Annotated in this window: 13 protein-coding genes; 4 read left to right on the top strand and 9 right to left on the bottom strand. The window is 36.1% G+C overall.

What is annotated here, in order from left to right; translation table 11 throughout:
• Positions 1 to 87: 87 nt before the first annotated feature.
• The gene (locus IGI58_RS09465; RefSeq protein ID WP_429953630.1) at positions 88 to 807 is read right to left on the bottom strand and encodes a winged helix-turn-helix domain-containing protein; all 720 of its coding nucleotides are present in this window, start codon (positions 805 to 807) and stop codon (positions 88 to 90) included.
• 136 nt (positions 808 to 943) lie between these two features.
• Here IGI58_RS09465 and IGI58_RS09460 point away from each other — a divergent pair, with 136 nt between their 5' ends.
• Both IGI58_RS09460 and IGI58_RS09455 read left to right on the top strand, forming a co-directional pair.
• Positions 944 to 1,897, top strand: coding sequence for a helix-turn-helix domain-containing protein (locus tag IGI58_RS09460; RefSeq protein ID WP_429953631.1), 954 nt, complete (start codon positions 944 to 946; stop codon positions 1,895 to 1,897).
• Between the two features lie 136 nt (positions 1,898 to 2,033).
• Positions 2,034 to 2,444 carry a hypothetical protein gene (locus IGI58_RS09455; protein ID WP_429953632.1) on the top strand — a complete coding sequence of 137 codons (411 nt, stop codon included), beginning with the start codon at positions 2,034 to 2,036 and terminating at the stop codon, positions 2,442 to 2,444.
• Positions 2,445 to 2,463: 19 nt separating this feature from the next.
• Here the strand turns inward: IGI58_RS09455 and IGI58_RS09450 are convergent, their stop codons facing one another.
• From IGI58_RS09450 to IGI58_RS09440, 3 genes are all read right to left on the bottom strand, one after another.
• Entirely contained in the window at positions 2,464 to 3,957 is a 1,494-nt protein-coding gene (locus tag IGI58_RS09450; RefSeq protein WP_429953633.1) for a helix-turn-helix domain-containing protein, read from the bottom strand.
• Positions 3,958 to 4,245: 288 nt separating this feature from the next.
• A complete protein-coding gene (locus IGI58_RS09445; RefSeq protein WP_087640640.1) occupies positions 4,246 to 4,587 on the bottom strand; it encodes a YlbF family regulator in 342 nt (113 codons plus the stop codon).
• 69 nt (positions 4,588 to 4,656) lie between these two features.
• Positions 4,657 to 6,810 carry a PBP1A family penicillin-binding protein gene (locus tag IGI58_RS09440; RefSeq protein WP_429953634.1) on the bottom strand — a complete coding sequence of 718 codons (2,154 nt, stop codon included), beginning with the start codon at positions 6,808 to 6,810 and terminating at the stop codon, positions 4,657 to 4,659.
• 514 nt (positions 6,811 to 7,324) lie between these two features.
• Between IGI58_RS09440 and IGI58_RS09435 the strand changes: the two genes are divergently transcribed.
• Entirely contained in the window at positions 7,325 to 8,272 is a 948-nt protein-coding gene (locus IGI58_RS09435; protein WP_429953635.1) for an endo-beta-N-acetylglucosaminidase family protein, read from the top strand.
• A 332-nt stretch (positions 8,273 to 8,604) separates the two neighbouring features.
• Positions 8,605 to 9,468 (top strand): RluA family pseudouridine synthase, encoded by an 864-nt coding sequence (locus IGI58_RS09430; RefSeq protein ID WP_429953636.1) that lies wholly within the window; start codon positions 8,605 to 8,607, stop codon positions 9,466 to 9,468.
• 227 nt (positions 9,469 to 9,695) lie between these two features.
• On the opposite strand, the gene IGI58_RS09425 is transcribed toward IGI58_RS09430, so the two are convergent.
• The 5 genes from IGI58_RS09425 to IGI58_RS09405 form a co-directional block, all read right to left on the bottom strand.
• The gene (locus IGI58_RS09425) at positions 9,696 to 11,216 is read right to left on the bottom strand and encodes a phosphomannomutase/phosphoglucomutase (protein ID WP_429953637.1); all 1,521 of its coding nucleotides are present in this window, start codon (positions 11,214 to 11,216) and stop codon (positions 9,696 to 9,698) included.
• Between the two features lie 36 nt (positions 11,217 to 11,252).
• On the bottom strand, positions 11,253 to 11,708 hold the full coding sequence (gene argR, locus IGI58_RS09420) for an arginine repressor (RefSeq protein WP_429953638.1): 456 nt from the start codon (positions 11,706 to 11,708) through the stop codon (positions 11,253 to 11,255).
• A gap of 115 nt (positions 11,709 to 11,823) precedes the next feature.
• On the bottom strand, positions 11,824 to 13,461 hold the full coding sequence (locus tag IGI58_RS09415; protein WP_429953639.1) for a recombinase family protein: 1,638 nt from the start codon (positions 13,459 to 13,461) through the stop codon (positions 11,824 to 11,826).
• A 262-nt stretch (positions 13,462 to 13,723) separates the two neighbouring features.
• Positions 13,724 to 14,674, bottom strand: a complete 951-nt coding sequence (locus tag IGI58_RS09410; RefSeq protein ID WP_429953640.1) for a DNA-methyltransferase — start codon at positions 14,672 to 14,674, stop codon at positions 13,724 to 13,726.
• A gap of 1 nt (position 14,675) precedes the next feature.
• The gene (locus IGI58_RS09405) at positions 14,676 to 15,524 is read right to left on the bottom strand and encodes a replication-relaxation family protein (protein WP_429953641.1); all 849 of its coding nucleotides are present in this window, start codon (positions 15,522 to 15,524) and stop codon (positions 14,676 to 14,678) included.
• Between the last annotated feature and the right edge of the window lie 36 nt (positions 15,525 to 15,560).

The following is a 15,560-nucleotide window of genomic DNA, read 5'->3' as shown; positions in this document are numbered from 1 at the left end:
TAAAATCATCCGTCGATGACTTTACCCTCTAATCTTAGTATGTTTTTTTCATCATTGGAACCTTTCAACTCCTTTTTATCACTTTGCTTACTGCGTCCTTTCCTGTATATCCAACATATACCCTTTAGTGCGTACTGTTTTGATATATTTAGGATTTGACGTGATCTCTTCTATTTTTTTTCTTAGATGGAAAATAATGTTGGCCACTCTATAATTTTTGACCTTTCCTTCTTCTGTTTCTCCATTTTTGTATAGTTCTTCATAGATTTCTTCATACGAAAAAGCTACATTTGGTTTTTTCGCAAGAAGGTCTAGTGCTTTATATTCCAATTTTGTTAAAGAAACTTCTTTTTCTCCATTGACCAATACACTAAAATTATTATGAATCAGGTATAGAGGGACATCGGTTATTTTTTCATCTTTCGAAGCATTCCCCTGTCCATTTTTTGACCGCATCAATGCATTTTGAATCACTAAATGAATTTCTTCTGATGTTTGTTCTTTTAAATTGAAAACATAATCACATCCTAAGCGTAAATAAACCATATTTCCTGTATCGGAAGAACTCATTGAAATGACAAACAAGTAACAGTTTTGATATTCTTTCGTTACTAAAATCAATTCACACAATTTTGTTATATCTTTTAAATCATTTTCAAAAGCAATAATTGCGTGTAATTCATTCATCGTTTGTTGTTTGATCATTTCTTCATTCAGTAGAGAAAGCTTGTAGTTTTCTCTCAGTTCATTTACATATTTTCTAGATAGTTCATTCTCGTTAAATTGAAAAATTCCAATATTAAACATTTTTTTCTCCTCACAATTACAATTTTATTATATACACAAAGCCATTTATTTGATTTTCGAAAAACTCTCCGTATAATAAGATTATTGAAATACTATTTCATCGATCTTATCCATTAATTATCCTTAGGAGCATGACATGCAAACATTTTTAATGAAGAAAACAGAGCGCCAACAATTTGAATTATTGAAACAATTGATACGTAAGCCAGAAGGTATGACCGCATTGAAAATTACTGATTACTTACATATTTCTCTGCATGCTGCTTATCGTTATGAAAAACAATTATCCGACGGATTATCTCAAACTTTTCCTGAAAATAAAGTTTTATTATTCAAAGAAAATAACATTTATAAAATTTTTATAGATAGATCACTTAGTATCAGTTATGTCATAGACACAATGGGGTTATACTACATACAAATTTCACAGCAATTTGGCCTTTCACGAGCTCTCTTACACAAAAATTTTCCAAGTGCTGAAGCGCTAGCTCAAGAAGTCAATCTTAGTCTTTCTCATACATACAAAATTTTAAAAAGAATGAACAAGTCCTTTGAGCCTTTTAATATCTCCATTGTTTTTTCAGAAGGTGACATCAATAAAAACATGGTGGGTGATGAAAAAAGCATTCGTATCACGATGTTTTATATCTATTGGGCGATCTACAAAGGGTTGGAATGGCCCTTTTTTCGCTCACCTAAATACTTTTCAGAATTACCTGCACCGATCAAGATCACTCAACTTTCTCCCTCTCAGAAAAAAAGACTGATCTATTTTCAAACATTTACATACTGGCAGATAATTTATAAAAAATCTTACGTCATTTTACAACCAGAATTTACAGCCTATTTAGATTTTTTCGAGGAAGTTTCTCCTGTTCATTTTCCAGAGACGATTCAAGACTTACTTTATAAAAATCAAGTCCCAGAGAGTGTTATTCGCGATGAAGAAAGATATTTTGGCTTTCTTGCACGCTTTTACATTGCTAATATCGATTCTTCTGAAGATAAACAACTGATCGTAGCAAAATTGAAACGATCCAAATTGCCACTCACAGATTTTGCTATGCTATTTTTAGATCAATTTATCTGAAAAGAATTACGATTTACTCTATTATCAAATTATTTTCAATTTGCTTTACACGCAATTTTTTGGAACGGACGTTCCTTTTACACAAGTAACTGATGAAGTTTTTCCTTATAAAGAAGATACTCCGGATCTGTTTGATGTGCAGAAAAAAGATCTGACAGATTATGTATACGACAACCTTAGTAAACATCTCTTTCCAACATTAAAAAAGGAATCTAGTCTCGTTGAGTACCTTGCAAGGATTCTCTATTTGGCCTTGAGCAGTGCTAGAAATCAAACAAAATTGAACTTATTTATTCAATACTCCAAAACAACTTACGGCTATGATTTGATAAAAAATAAGCTTTCTACTATTTTCAATTCAACTGTTCTTGAATTTACATTTGATATCGACAAAGCAGATATCATTATTTCTGATTCTTATGAATCACTAGAACTCATAGAATCAAATGGGCCCATGATTTTTTATTTTGAATATCCTTATGATGAAGCTGTCTGGCAAAGTTTAACGAAATTCATCAACCAACAAATCTGTTCTAAACTGTCTTGAATTTGATGCATTTGCAACATTAGACTTCTAATTTTTGTAAATGCATTTTTCTTTTATTGTATTTTTCCAGCACTTTGTTTTGGATTTGCTCAATCAAAAATGAAATATCATCATGATCTGAAAATGTCATAACATAGACTTGATGCGCTTTATGCTCTTCATTCGTCAGTTTGACATCCGTTACAACGATATCTACTTGTGGTGTCAATAAATCTACACACTTGATTCGATCTCCAAAAAGCGGACTTATTTTTTCCTGAATGATCTCCCGAACAAAGTTCTTGGTATTTTGAATAAATACTGTAACTGGTTCGTAGGAGGTCACTTTGAATTGCGCTTGCAATGAATAAATCGCTAAATACATATAATCTAATAGATCTTCTTGTTTGAACCCTTTTAATCTCTTATTCGAAAAAAGAGCCATTTCATTAAATATGATTGTAAGCTTCTCCTTCATCTTCTGTTCAACAGAATCTGCATAATAAAACCTTTTTGCATCATATACATAATAGAAAATCTTATAATCGATAAAACAAATCTCTAGCACTAAAAAAAATAGATCTATCTCCCTTCTTACACTTAAAAATAAGTCATCACATTTATTTCCTTCAAAAAACTCATCTAAAAGCTTCGTTGTCAACTTATTGCTTTCTGATACAAAAAGAAAATGCTCTTCTAAAAAATAATCTTCATAACTTTTCAACTCCATGTTCTCAAGAATCATTTGTTCCTTATATAAAAAGAACAACGTTGCACTAACTTCTCCTTTCACCTGCTCAGCTGTCTTACTTTTTCCAGATGAAAAATAATTCAGCATGAGAGATGTACTTTCTAGATGTTCATGTTTTACTAAGGAATCGATCAAGACTTTGTTTTTAGCAAAATTCTTTTTTCTTGATCGGGTGACACTTATGTAGATGATCAAAATAAACTTCAATCGTTTTAAACTATTCATGTCTTTCCATTGAGGAAGACGTGTGGAGAAATAATGTTCGATTTCTAAGTAATCTTGAGCTGCAAACTCCCAAACATTAGACGCATTTGAAAAGAAGAGAAAAAAAAAGTTTCTGATCCTAAATTCATCTCCAATGATCCGATTTTCTCTTGATAAATCTAATCCACATTCTTGTAAGATTTTTTTCAATCGTTGCCTATGTCTCGAAAAAGTGGGGGCGCTAATAAATTCAGCTTCACAAAATTTATTTACATCCAGTTTGTCATAGAGAAAAATATGCTTGATCACCTTATACATCGTTGATTGCAGCAAGTAACTCCTCCCAATGCTGCTTAAATCAAGATTGTTTGCAGAGACACTTTTGATTGTTTTATTTACATACTCGACTTTAAATACTGTATCGGGAACATCCAATTCTTGTTCAAATTGCTTAATGATCATTGAGACTGTTCGATTTGCTAAATTCGTAGCCTTTGCTATCTCTTTTATACTTTTTATTTCTCCGCTGTTATTGATGACGTTCAGCACTTTTAATCTTCGATCATATATTTCGTCCAAGAACAATCTCACTTCCTCACCTCATTTCTTTTTATTTATAGTCTAATGATATACTTTTATGTTTCTTTTTTATTTCTCGTTTTTCACTCCAAAAAGATATTATTGAAAAACTTCACTAATTATAATATTTTATATTTGTTTCAAATATTTTTTATTTATCTTAATTTTTGCAAAAAAAAAGAATCCCTTTCACTAAAAGGATTCTTTCTGACAACTATTTTCATTACAAACAAAAAAACTTCAAAGAAAGTAACAAACTACTTCTTTGAAGTTTCATTTTATTCTCTATTAATCGTTATATAAATCGCGAATCGGTGTCATGATGATGCGGTTCAAATCATTGACGATCAAGCTGAAAGCTTGTTCTTTTTGCATCAATTCATTGATCACTTCAGCTTTTTGTACTTCTGTTGCTAATGCTTGTGCTTTTTCTGCATCTTCGTCTGTGAATTCTTCTCCACGCATTTGTTTTTCTTGTAATCCTTGTTGGAAAGTTTGGAATTCTTTGAATAGCTTGTAGGCTTCCTCATCTGCTTTTACTGCATCATAGGCTCCTTCTAATGCTTTAAATTCTGCTAATTCACGGATTTCGCGTTCTACTTGATTGGCTGTATCATAAATATTGCTCATGTACGTTCCCTCATTTCTACAAAATTCTTCCCTTTGATTGTACCATTGTTTGATTCGTTTTGAAACCGATTATTCTCCTGTCAAACCGCCAAATAAATCTTTTAAGCCAGTCTTCGCTTTCTCCCAGCCTTCTTTGATTTTCCCGCCGACATCTTTGGCTCCTTCTTTGACCTGACCGCCGATTTCTTTCATGCTATCCTGCCAATCGTCTTGATTTACAGCTGGGACTTCTCCAGCTGCTTGCATGACTCCGCCAGTTGCATATGCATCCGCGATAGTAAACGGCGTTTGTGCTGTATAAGGCAAGATGCCCTGTGCCTGACTACTAAATACTGTCGAAGCGTGAGTGGCACTGCTGCCTTCTAGATAGTGATTTTCACTCGTTTGCTCAAAGCCTAGCCATGTTGCAAGAACAACATCCGGTGTGTAGCCGACAACCCATTGGTCATTGGTTTTATTCGTATCGAAGTTTGTTTCAGTCGTTCCTGTTTTTCCTGCCATTACGTAGCCTGCGGGATCGGCATTGATCCCTGTTCCAGAGCTAAATACACCTAAAAGCATACTCGTCATTTGATTCGCGATATCTTTTGTGATGATTTGTTTTGATTTCGTACTTGTGTTGTCTACGATCACTGCACCCGTAGAATCAATGATTTTTGTAATCAAGTGGGCTTCATGCTGAACGCCTTCACTTGCAAAAGCACTATACGCATTAGCCATCGTCAGTGGTGATACTCCTGTTTTCAATCCACCTAATGCTAATCCGTAATACTTATCTTCTTTAGCTAAAGGAATCCCAAATTTTTCTGTTTTTTCATATCCTTTATCTAACCCGATTTTATGCAGTGTCCAAACAGCAGGTAAGTTCAAACTCTCACCTAAAGCCTGATACATCGGTACTTCACCGCTAAATGTCCGGCTGTAGTTTTCTGCTGGATAATAATCTTGCGGCTTATCCTCTAAAATCGCATTCGGCTTCATTCCAGACTCTAATGCTGGTGTATACACTGAAATAGGTTTCAATGAAGAGCCTGGTGAACGTTTTGTTTGAGTGGCAAAGTTGAATCCGCGATAGACATGCTCACCGCGTCCACCAACAACACCCTGTACGCCGCCTGTTTTTGGATCTAATGCCACTGATCCGCTTTGAACCATTGCGCCATCCTCTGCATTTGGCGGAAATAATGCATCATTTTCATACGTTTGCTGCATCGCTTTTTGATAGTTTTGATCCAACGCTGTGTAGATTTGGTAGCCCCTATTCAACAGATCTTCTTCTTTTAGTCCATACTTATTAACAGCTTCGTCAATGACCGCATCAAAATAGTACGGATAACGATAGTCTGAATTTACATCAGAATAATTATCAGCCAATGCAATTTCTGTATTTTCCTGTGCATCTGCTTCACCTTGGGACAATTTGCCGTTATCGACCATCAATTGTAAAACAGTGTTACGACGATTGACAGCATTTTCCATATAGTCGATCGGATTGTAGATCCCTGGTCCTTTCAACATCCCAACAAGTGTTGCTGCTTGACCAACACTCAATTCACTGGCGCTGACACCAAAATATCGATGAGAAGCATCTTCGATCCCCCATACCCCGTTTCCGAAGTAAGAATTGTTCAGATACATTTCTAAAATTTGCTGTTTATCATATTTTTTCTCGATTTCGATCGCTAAGAATAGTTCTCTTGCTTTACGAGTCATCGTTTGCTCTTGGGTCAGGTAAGCATTTTTGGCTAATTGCTGGGTGATGGTACTTCCTCCGCCACCTCCGCCGATTTTCCCAAAGCTTAATTTTCCTACGACCGCCCGCAAAAGTCCTTTGATGTCATAGCCATGGTGCGTTTCAAAATTACGGTCCTCTGTTGAGATCAAGGCGTCTTTGACGTAAGGAGAAATTTGATCGATCGTGACAAAGGTTCCTTTTTGACCGAAAAGCTTACCGGCTTCGTCATTATTCTTATCATAAATAACGGTGGACTCTTCTAACCCCTTTTTTAAGGCTCCGACATTCGCTGATTTGGCTAGAGTAAACAAATAAATACTGGTCACTAATACAACGACCAAACCTAACAATAAAATAATTTTATTGATCTGGTATTTTTTCCAAATTCGTTTACGCCAATGATGAAAACGACTGAGGTACGGTTTGATCCATATCCAGAAACGTTTGAACCCTGCCGCAATTTTTGCCATAATTGTTTTAAAATCCATAGTACTCCCTCTTTATATAAAAGTTTCTAAGCCATTTTAACATAGAAAGATACACTTATTCATACGGCTTTAGCATGAATAAAGGCATACAAATTTCGTTCTGCCTATTTTAACATGCTTTTCTTTTGAATTTATGTAGAAAAGCTTAAGAATACCTCAAGAAATCCCTATTTTGCTTCATTTACGCATTTTTCTATCGTTTATCATGAAAAGTTCTCACTTTTTGAACACTTGAGGCAATAAAAATTCATATTTCCTGTCTATTATATAAGTATACCAACAAACAACCCTAACAAACACTTTTTTCATTTTTAACTCCTTTTCCTGCCTTCCCCAAAGGCAGGTCTTTTTTGTATTTTTTTCAAAAAAGTCCTATCCTAAATGAAAATACTTACTAGTTCACTTATTTTAAACCATCCTGCTATGGTATCTTTACTGTTTATGCTACAATTTTTTTGTATTAAAGTGCCAAAAAAGAAAGCGCTTACTAATGAAAAAAAGAGGAGATGTCTTTATGTCTAAATCATTCAAGGTTTTATTTGTTGCTACGTTGCTCTTATTATGGTCTAATTTACTTCCCAATTCAGCTAATGCACAGGCACAACCTGATCCTATCATGATGGCTTATTACCGCACATGGCGAGACGTAACTATGCCGCATGATGCAAATTCTAATTTACCCGATGAAAATGTCACTGCCATGACGGACATTCCTGAAGGTGTCGATATTGTTTCCATTTTTCATTATGTCAATCCTGGAACAGATCAGCAAAAATTTTGGGACACACTAAAGGACACATATGTCCCTACACTTCATGCTAGAGGGACGCGCGTCATACGCACGATCGATATTCGAGAGTTATGGAATGTTCCTCATACAGGAACCAAACCAACGCTCGCTGAATATGATTCTTATGCACAGCAATTGATCGATACCTATCTAACGCCTTGGGATTTGGATGGATTGGATGTTGATATGGAATCGACTTTGACCGCTGTGCAAGAAGAAATGGCAGCTGGGACATTCAAAGCTCTTTCAAACAAATTAGGACCCTTATCAAACACTGGAAAACTATTGATTTATGATACGAATAAAGATAACCATTCTTTATTTAAAAAAGTAGCTCCTTATTGTGATTATCTCTTTCTTCAAGCCTATGGTCGTTCAACTACTTCTTTAGACCGTACTTGGGATACATATAAGACATCCATCAACACAAAACAATTTCTGCCTGGCGTTTCTTTCCCAGAGGAACAAGACCGAAACCGCTGGAATGATACGATCGATCCTTATGAAACGAGCCGTGCTTATTCTTATGCTGTTTGGAACCCTAAGGATGGTCAAAAAGGCGGAATGTTTGTGTATGCTATCGACCGTGATGGCAAACTATTCGGCGATGATACTATCACAAAAACTGATTTTAGCTGGACCAAACGTTTGATCAATACGATGAAAAACTAATTCTGTTCAACATTTAAAGACTACTTTAGAAAAAGTTTACAGTTTTAAATAATTTAGCACACAAAAAATTCATATTTGCTTTGTATTATATACACATACCAACAAACAACCCTAACAAAACACTTTTTCATTTTTAACTCCTTTCCCGTCCTTCCCCAAAGGGCGGGTTCTTTTTTTCCTTAAAATTTCCTTACCGATCGATTCTGTCCCAATTTTCGCTACCTACTGGGTTAAGTTAACTTTGCCCATTCACCCAAAAATAAAAGAATCGCTTGAACTTCTGCCGGCATTTGTTAAACTAGGATTGACTCTAGTGAAAAGGCGGAAAAATTATGGAATTATCCATCCTATTACCTGAAACATTCAAAGAACAGACCATCAGAGAACTACTTGAACAAGAATGGCTAGTTCCTCGCAAGGTGCGCCATTTTCTACGTATCAGAAAAAATGTGTCGATCAATGACAAGCCGGCATTATTTCATTTTACAGCCAAAGCAGGTGACAAAATCACGCTGAACTTCGAAGCAGATGACTATCCCATGCCAAAATTACGACTCGGCAATCCGGCTAACGTACATGTCCTTTTTGAAGATGAGCACCTGATTATTTTAAATAAGCCCGCCGGTATGAAAACTCATCCTAATCAGCCAAATGAACAAGAGACACTTTTAAATCATTTAGCAGCTTATCTAGCGCCCAAAAATCAAGTGCCATATGTTGTTCATCGTTTAGATAAAGAAACCAGCGGGGCAATTCTTTTTGCAAAAAACCCATTTGTACTGCCTATCTTAGGAAGGCTACTGGAAAAAAAAGAGATTTACCGTCGCTATCAAGCAATCGTTTCTGGTGCTCTTAAAGAAACATCCTTCACTATTCGTAAAAAAATTGGGCGAAATCGACACGATCGACGCAAACGAGTGATTGATGAACATAAAGGAGATGTAGCGATCACTCATGTAGAAGCTGTTTCCTACTCAAAAGAAAAAAATCAAACGTTGATTTATTGCGTATTAGAAACCGGTCGAACACATCAAATCAGAGTTCATTTACAGAGTATCGGGCATCCTATCATTGGCGATCCACTCTATCATCCCAAACCGAAAGGCCGCTTGATGCTTCATGCTTATGAGCTTCATCTTGTCCATCCGTTTAGTGGTGAAACAATAGTTGCTACAGCTGAACCTGGTATCGAGTAATCTTTACTTAAGCTTTACCTGCCCCCTTCTCTTCTTTGTGTTACACTAAAGGTTGCAAAAGGAGAGGGGTAGAAATATGAGCGATCTTTTATTTATTTTGGCAGCGGTCGTTGGTCTTGGCTTAGGTTATGTTTACAGGAAGAAAAAAGAGAACACAAAATAATTTTTTTAACTACGTTTATTTAAAAATAGTCGGAAAAAGAGGCTGCTCTTTTCCCGACTATTTATTATTCTCCCAAAAACTGAGTAAGCTTTGTTAAATCCAATTCAGTATATTTTCTAAAGAATTCATTTAGTGTCTCTAGTACTTTTTGATTCTTTTCTTTTTCGTCATTTTCGACTTGAAGCACTAATAAAGGCTCGTGTAGACTCATTCGCAATAATAACCAGCCTGAGCCATAATCATCAAATACATTGACACGGATGCCTTCTTCATTTTCTGGGTCTATGGTCATTCCCTCATGACTAGTCACAAAAGCCTCCAACTCTTGAATCACTTGATTCCCGTATCCTTTTACATCGTTTGCCATTATTTCAAAACGCAGCTCTTGTGTTTCAAGAGGCTGTTTTAATGATTCGATCAACTCACCCAATGTTTCATTTTGAGCTTTTAATTTCGGCAAAAGCATCAAGATTTTGGCAATGACATAGGCTCCATCATCAAGAAAATAATTTTCCTTGAACGCCGCATGACCACTCGTCTCTATCGCCAATGGTGTTTCAATCCCTTTATTATTCAGTTCAATCATTTTATTGATCACATTTCGATAGCCTGAAATATAACGAACTTGCTTGCCGCCCTTTGCTTCAATAAAATCTTTTAAATGACTAGAAGTAGGTGAATTAGTGACAATACTGCTTCCTTGGTATTCATCCAATACAATGGTTGCCAAAACAGCAATCAAATTATTTCGATTGATCACCTCACCAGAGGCATCTACTAGCGCTGAACGATCGACATCTGTATCAAAAATCACGCCTAGATCAGCTTTATTTTGAAGTACTGCTTGCTGAATACTTGCCATTGCTTCTTTATTGTCAGGATTTGGGATGTGATTTGGAAACATGCCATCCGGTTCTAGAAATTGTGAACCTGTCGTATCCGCTCCCAGCACTTGAAGTACTTTTTCCGCAAAGAAACCTCCTGCTCCATTTCCAGCATCTACAATGATACGAAAACCAGTCAATGGTTTCTCAGCCTCTGTTTTCATTCCCTTACGAATCTTCTCAGTTAAATCTGCAGAATAATCATCGATGATGTCCGCGCTCATCACATTTCCTTTTCCGGTCGTCTCTAAAGGGTCAGTGTGTGAAAGGATATACGCTATATCCGTTTTTTCGGCTCCACCTGATTTTGTGAACAACTTTAATCCATTGAAATAATAAGGTAGATGGCTTGCTGTAATCATGATAGAAGCATCGCAATCATACTGAGGAAATTGTGTCGTCATAAACATTGCTGGTGTCGTCGCTAAACCAAAGTCCAAAACATCCACCTGCTGGTTTACAAAACTATCGATCAGTGCCTGCTTCAAGCTATCTGCTGAAATTCGACTATCATGGCCGATCCCGATTTTTAAATCTCCTGCTTGATGCTTTTCAGCTAATTGCTTCTCTTCACATAGCCATCGAACGATTCCAACAGCGATTTCCCCAACCTGTTCAGGTGTCAAATTCGCTTTCTTATCCTCATGATCGACAGCAATCCCTCTAATGTCCGAACCATTTTGTAACGCTTTCAATCCCATGTAACCAAATCTCCCTTCATTTTTCATTGGTCAATATTAATTCATCATGCTTTCAAAACGTTCAACTACTGCTTTAGCATCTGCTTCTGAACGTGCAATAATAATAATCGTATCTACACCTGCGACTGTTCCTGCAATCTCATCATACTTTACTTCGTCAAGAAAATTAGTGACAACATCCGCCGCGCCCATGTCCGTGTGAACAATGACCATAAACTGTACACGCTCCATACGGATCACAGAGTCTTTGACTGATTCCTTTAGTTTTTCTTCGCTACTGGATGGTTGGCTTTGAGAAAAAATCGCATATTTCACACGACCATCTGAGCCATGCGTTTTTACGATACTCATTTCACGAACATCTCTTGAAACGGTCGCCTGAGTTGCTTTAACTCCTGATTGTTCAAGAAGTGCGATCAACTCATCCTGAGTTTCTATTTCTTTTTCAGTGATCAATTGTTTGATCAAGCGTTGACGATTTGCTTTTTTCATGTTTACACTTCCTGTTTTTATTGTTTTCTTTATTATAGCATCTTCCGTAAAGCAACAAAACCCCTTACAAGCTTGGACCCGCTATGTACAAAGGGTTTGTTGCTGTTTCATTTATCTAAATTGTTAGTTCATCCACAAATCTGTAACGAATTTTCACAGTTTGTTTGCGCACACCGTCAATCTTTTCAGGTTGTCCAAGTTCGATTTTTCCAATCAGCTCTCGCATCATCTCTGGTGTGAGTTCTTTTGGTTCAAAATATTTCTTGACGATACCCACAAACTGTGAAATATCTTTACTTTGTTTTGTCTGTTCATCGAGTCGCTGGTTAGCTTTTTCGATAAGCAATTTTAGTTCTGTTTGTTCTTTCTCATAATTTTCACTTAACTTCATAAAGCGGTCGTCTGAAATTTTCCCGTTTAAATTATCCTCGTAAAGCTTCTGGATAATGTTGTCCAATTCAGAAAAACGGACTTTAGCTTTTTCTAGCGCTTGTTTGTCTTGCAGCATAGCTTTAGCATTACTTAGTTCAAATTGCTTTTTCATATTTTCCACAAACTTTTTCTCATGATTCACCACAAATTGTGAAATGTGATTAAAGTCATTTAAGACAAGCTGGGTTAGTTTCTTCTCGCTAATTCCATGAGCATTATTACAATCAATGAGTCTAGATTTTGAACCTGCACAGGCATAATAATCTTGACCAGCGCTAAATAGATGACGAGAGCCACAATCTACACAATAAGCTATCCCAGAAAACAAACCGACTTTATTATGTTTTGTTCGCCGTCTTCGTCCAGCTTTACGCATTGTTTGCACAAGGTCAAATGTTTCTTGGTCAATAATTGCCTCATGAGTATCATAAAAAACTTTCCGTTTTTCATCTGAATTGAATAACAGTTTCTTGGTTTTATACGATTTCTTGTAAGTCTTGAAGTTAACTGTATGTCCGCAATATTCTTGTCGTGCTAAGATTTTTCCTACTATGTCTACATTCCAAAAATAAGGATCAGCATGCCTAATTTTTCTAGCTTTAATCCCTAGGCTGTTCTTGTAACAACTCGGTGTTAAAATTTGCTCTTGTCTCAATTGTTTAGCTATTTGCGTTAGACTAAAACCTTTTTTGTAGTCACTAAAAATTCGCTTCACAATTTTAGAGGCCGTGTCATCTACAATCCATTTTTTCTTATTTTCTGGGTCTTTGAAGTATCCATACGGAGGATTGGCGCACATCTTTTCGCCTGCATTGCCTTTGGCATGTTTGACGGCTTTTATCTTCTTGCTACAGTCACGAGCATACCACTCATTGAACATATTGCGAAACGGGGCGAGGGTGTTATCATCTTCATTATTGCTGTCTACATTATCATTGATGGCGATAAAACGGACGTCTTTTTCAGGAAACATCATCTCTGTAAACATACCAACTTTTAGATAATCACGCCCAAAACGGGATAAGTCTTTCACGATAAAGTTTTTAACTCGTCCTTTATTGACTAGCTCAATCGCTTGTTCAAAAGCTGGTCGTTTGAAAGTCGTTCCAGAAATACCATCATCCACGAAGAAAACAAGGTTTTTCATGCCACTATCTTGAGCGAATGTTTCTAACATATTTTTCTGATTGATAATACTGTTAGAATCGCCTAAACTGCCATCATCTTGCGAAAGTCTGGCATAAAGCACTGTAATATCCGTTAAATTACTTGAAAGTTCAGAACTATTTATTGATGTCAAAGGTCTATTTGCTGTTTTCATCTCTATCACTCCTAACTTCAGTGAAATGATGAGCTTTTACATCTTCTATTATATCAGAGGATGAGGAAATAACAGAGGAGAAAAGCCCATTATTTCAAGGTTTTACTGTCTTATTTCATAGTTTTCTATTAGGCGTTTTATGGCTTTTAATAGATTTTGTTTATTCCTTTCAGATGGAGTAAAGTTAGTTGATAAGATGAAAACAGTATTACCAATTTTTAAGGTTCTTTCTGGCGTATATTGCTTTTCTTGGTTTTCGTTTTTAAACACCTTCACTTTCTATTAATTGCTTTTTAGTTGCCTCTAACCGCGCCTCGGATAGCTCCACATACTCTTTATGAATTTCCATACCAATATATTTTCGGTCCAGTTTCAAAGCAACAACGCCTGTTGTTGCCGAACCTGAAAAGATGTCTAAAACTATATCGCCAACACCAGAGTAAAATTTAATCGCCATTTCTGGAATTTTTTCAGGAAAAGGAGCAGTATGTCCATTTTGATTGTGTTTGCTTTTACGATAATCCATGGTCGCTGGAAAACGTGCAACATCTTTACGCCATAGAGCTAAGGTATCTTTATCAATTTTGTTTTCTGGTTTTTCGTATCGTTCTCTTAGTTGGCTTTTTCTTGAAAATGTATAGTACCCTTTATTGCTAGGCTTTTTACACGATTTATTGCGACATTCATATAGTTGAACGCCACTTGATTTACCTTTTCGATAGGATTTGGGATTCTTGCATTTTGGACATTCTAATCGTTGTTTTTCTTCTGTCGGTTGTTTAGAAAATACTAAAATATGTTCATAGCAATTAATTGGGTGTTTTTGGTATGGATAAGGTTTGCCCGCTAAATGTCGTTTAGAATGAACTTCGCCTTTATACCAAATGAAATCTTCCTGAAGCGTGAAGCCGATTTGTTCTAACATAGTAATAAAATACGCTCCAAGAGGGATTCGACGCCGACTAGCAGGAGTTTTATTGGTTCTTCCCAAAACATCTCCGATATTCACTACAATGCTTTTATCTGCTTTTATTATTCGGAACACTTCTGAGAAAATCTGTTTCATGTCAAATAGATACGCTTCTAAATTTTCCCACTGACTATATTCTCGTGCGTTAAAATAAGGTGGCGATGTTACCATTAGATCAATGCTTTTACTTTCCATGTCTTTCATTGCATCCAAGCAATTTTTGTGAATGATTTTATAGGTCATTTTATTCGTCCTCCTGTTGTTTTTTCATACCGCGAATAAGCGTGTCAAATTCTTTTATTGGTATTACACGAAATAACATTTCTGCTTTTGGTAAGTTTTCATGAATATAGCGAGTTAATTGTTCACATCGTTTCTCGTTTGGCGTTATCCATACCACAAACGGAAAGACACCATTTTGTCGTTGCTCAATTCCAGAATTGAAGTAATTTATATATTGTTTGCATTTCTTTATTACTTTGATTGGTGCTTCGGTAGCTCGGTCAATTTCCAGAAAATAGACAGTCTCAAATTCTCGTTCATGAGCTGGTACTAGAGAGGCAAATAAATCAGGTTTGAGGTAAAAAGAAATACCTCTTTCTGAGAATGTTCGCCAACACCTCGGTTCGTGTTGCACTTCCAACAATTCGATTTTCTTTTGACGATCAAGTTCTAGTAATTTTGTATAACTTTCATTGATTGCCAACATATGTTCTAAAAATAAAATACTGGTAGGCTCATACAGTCTTTTACGACCGGCTTTTAGTTTTGTGTTTCCTAATTTCAGCAGATTATACCCACTCGCAGAGAATGTCCAAATTTTTCCAGATGACCCACCACGTTTTCCGCCGATTTGTTGGGCTAGGTGATCGATGATTCCTAATTCTTTCATTCGTTTAGTTGTTCGGTTACACGCTCGTAAACCAGCTGTTTCATTTTTATTTTCAGTAAAGAACACTCGACGCAGTTGGTCACTGGTGGCAAATTTTACTTTATGCAAATGTTCTAAGATTTCCATTTCTCGTTCGTCCAGTTTTTTTGCAATAAGTTTCAGTTCATTTTTAGAACGTCTTTTTTTATTTTCCTCATTCATAATGGTTTCCCCCTCGGGAGAGATATTATTTTGACA

The sequence above is a fragment of the Enterococcus sp. AZ020 genome (assembly GCF_050499205.1).
In the GTDB taxonomy this organism is placed as follows: domain Bacteria; phylum Bacillota; class Bacilli; order Lactobacillales; family Enterococcaceae; genus Enterococcus_L; species Enterococcus_L dunnyi.
The sequence above is the reverse complement of the archived record's forward strand: the minus strand, read 5'-3'. Positions and strand labels throughout refer to the sequence as shown.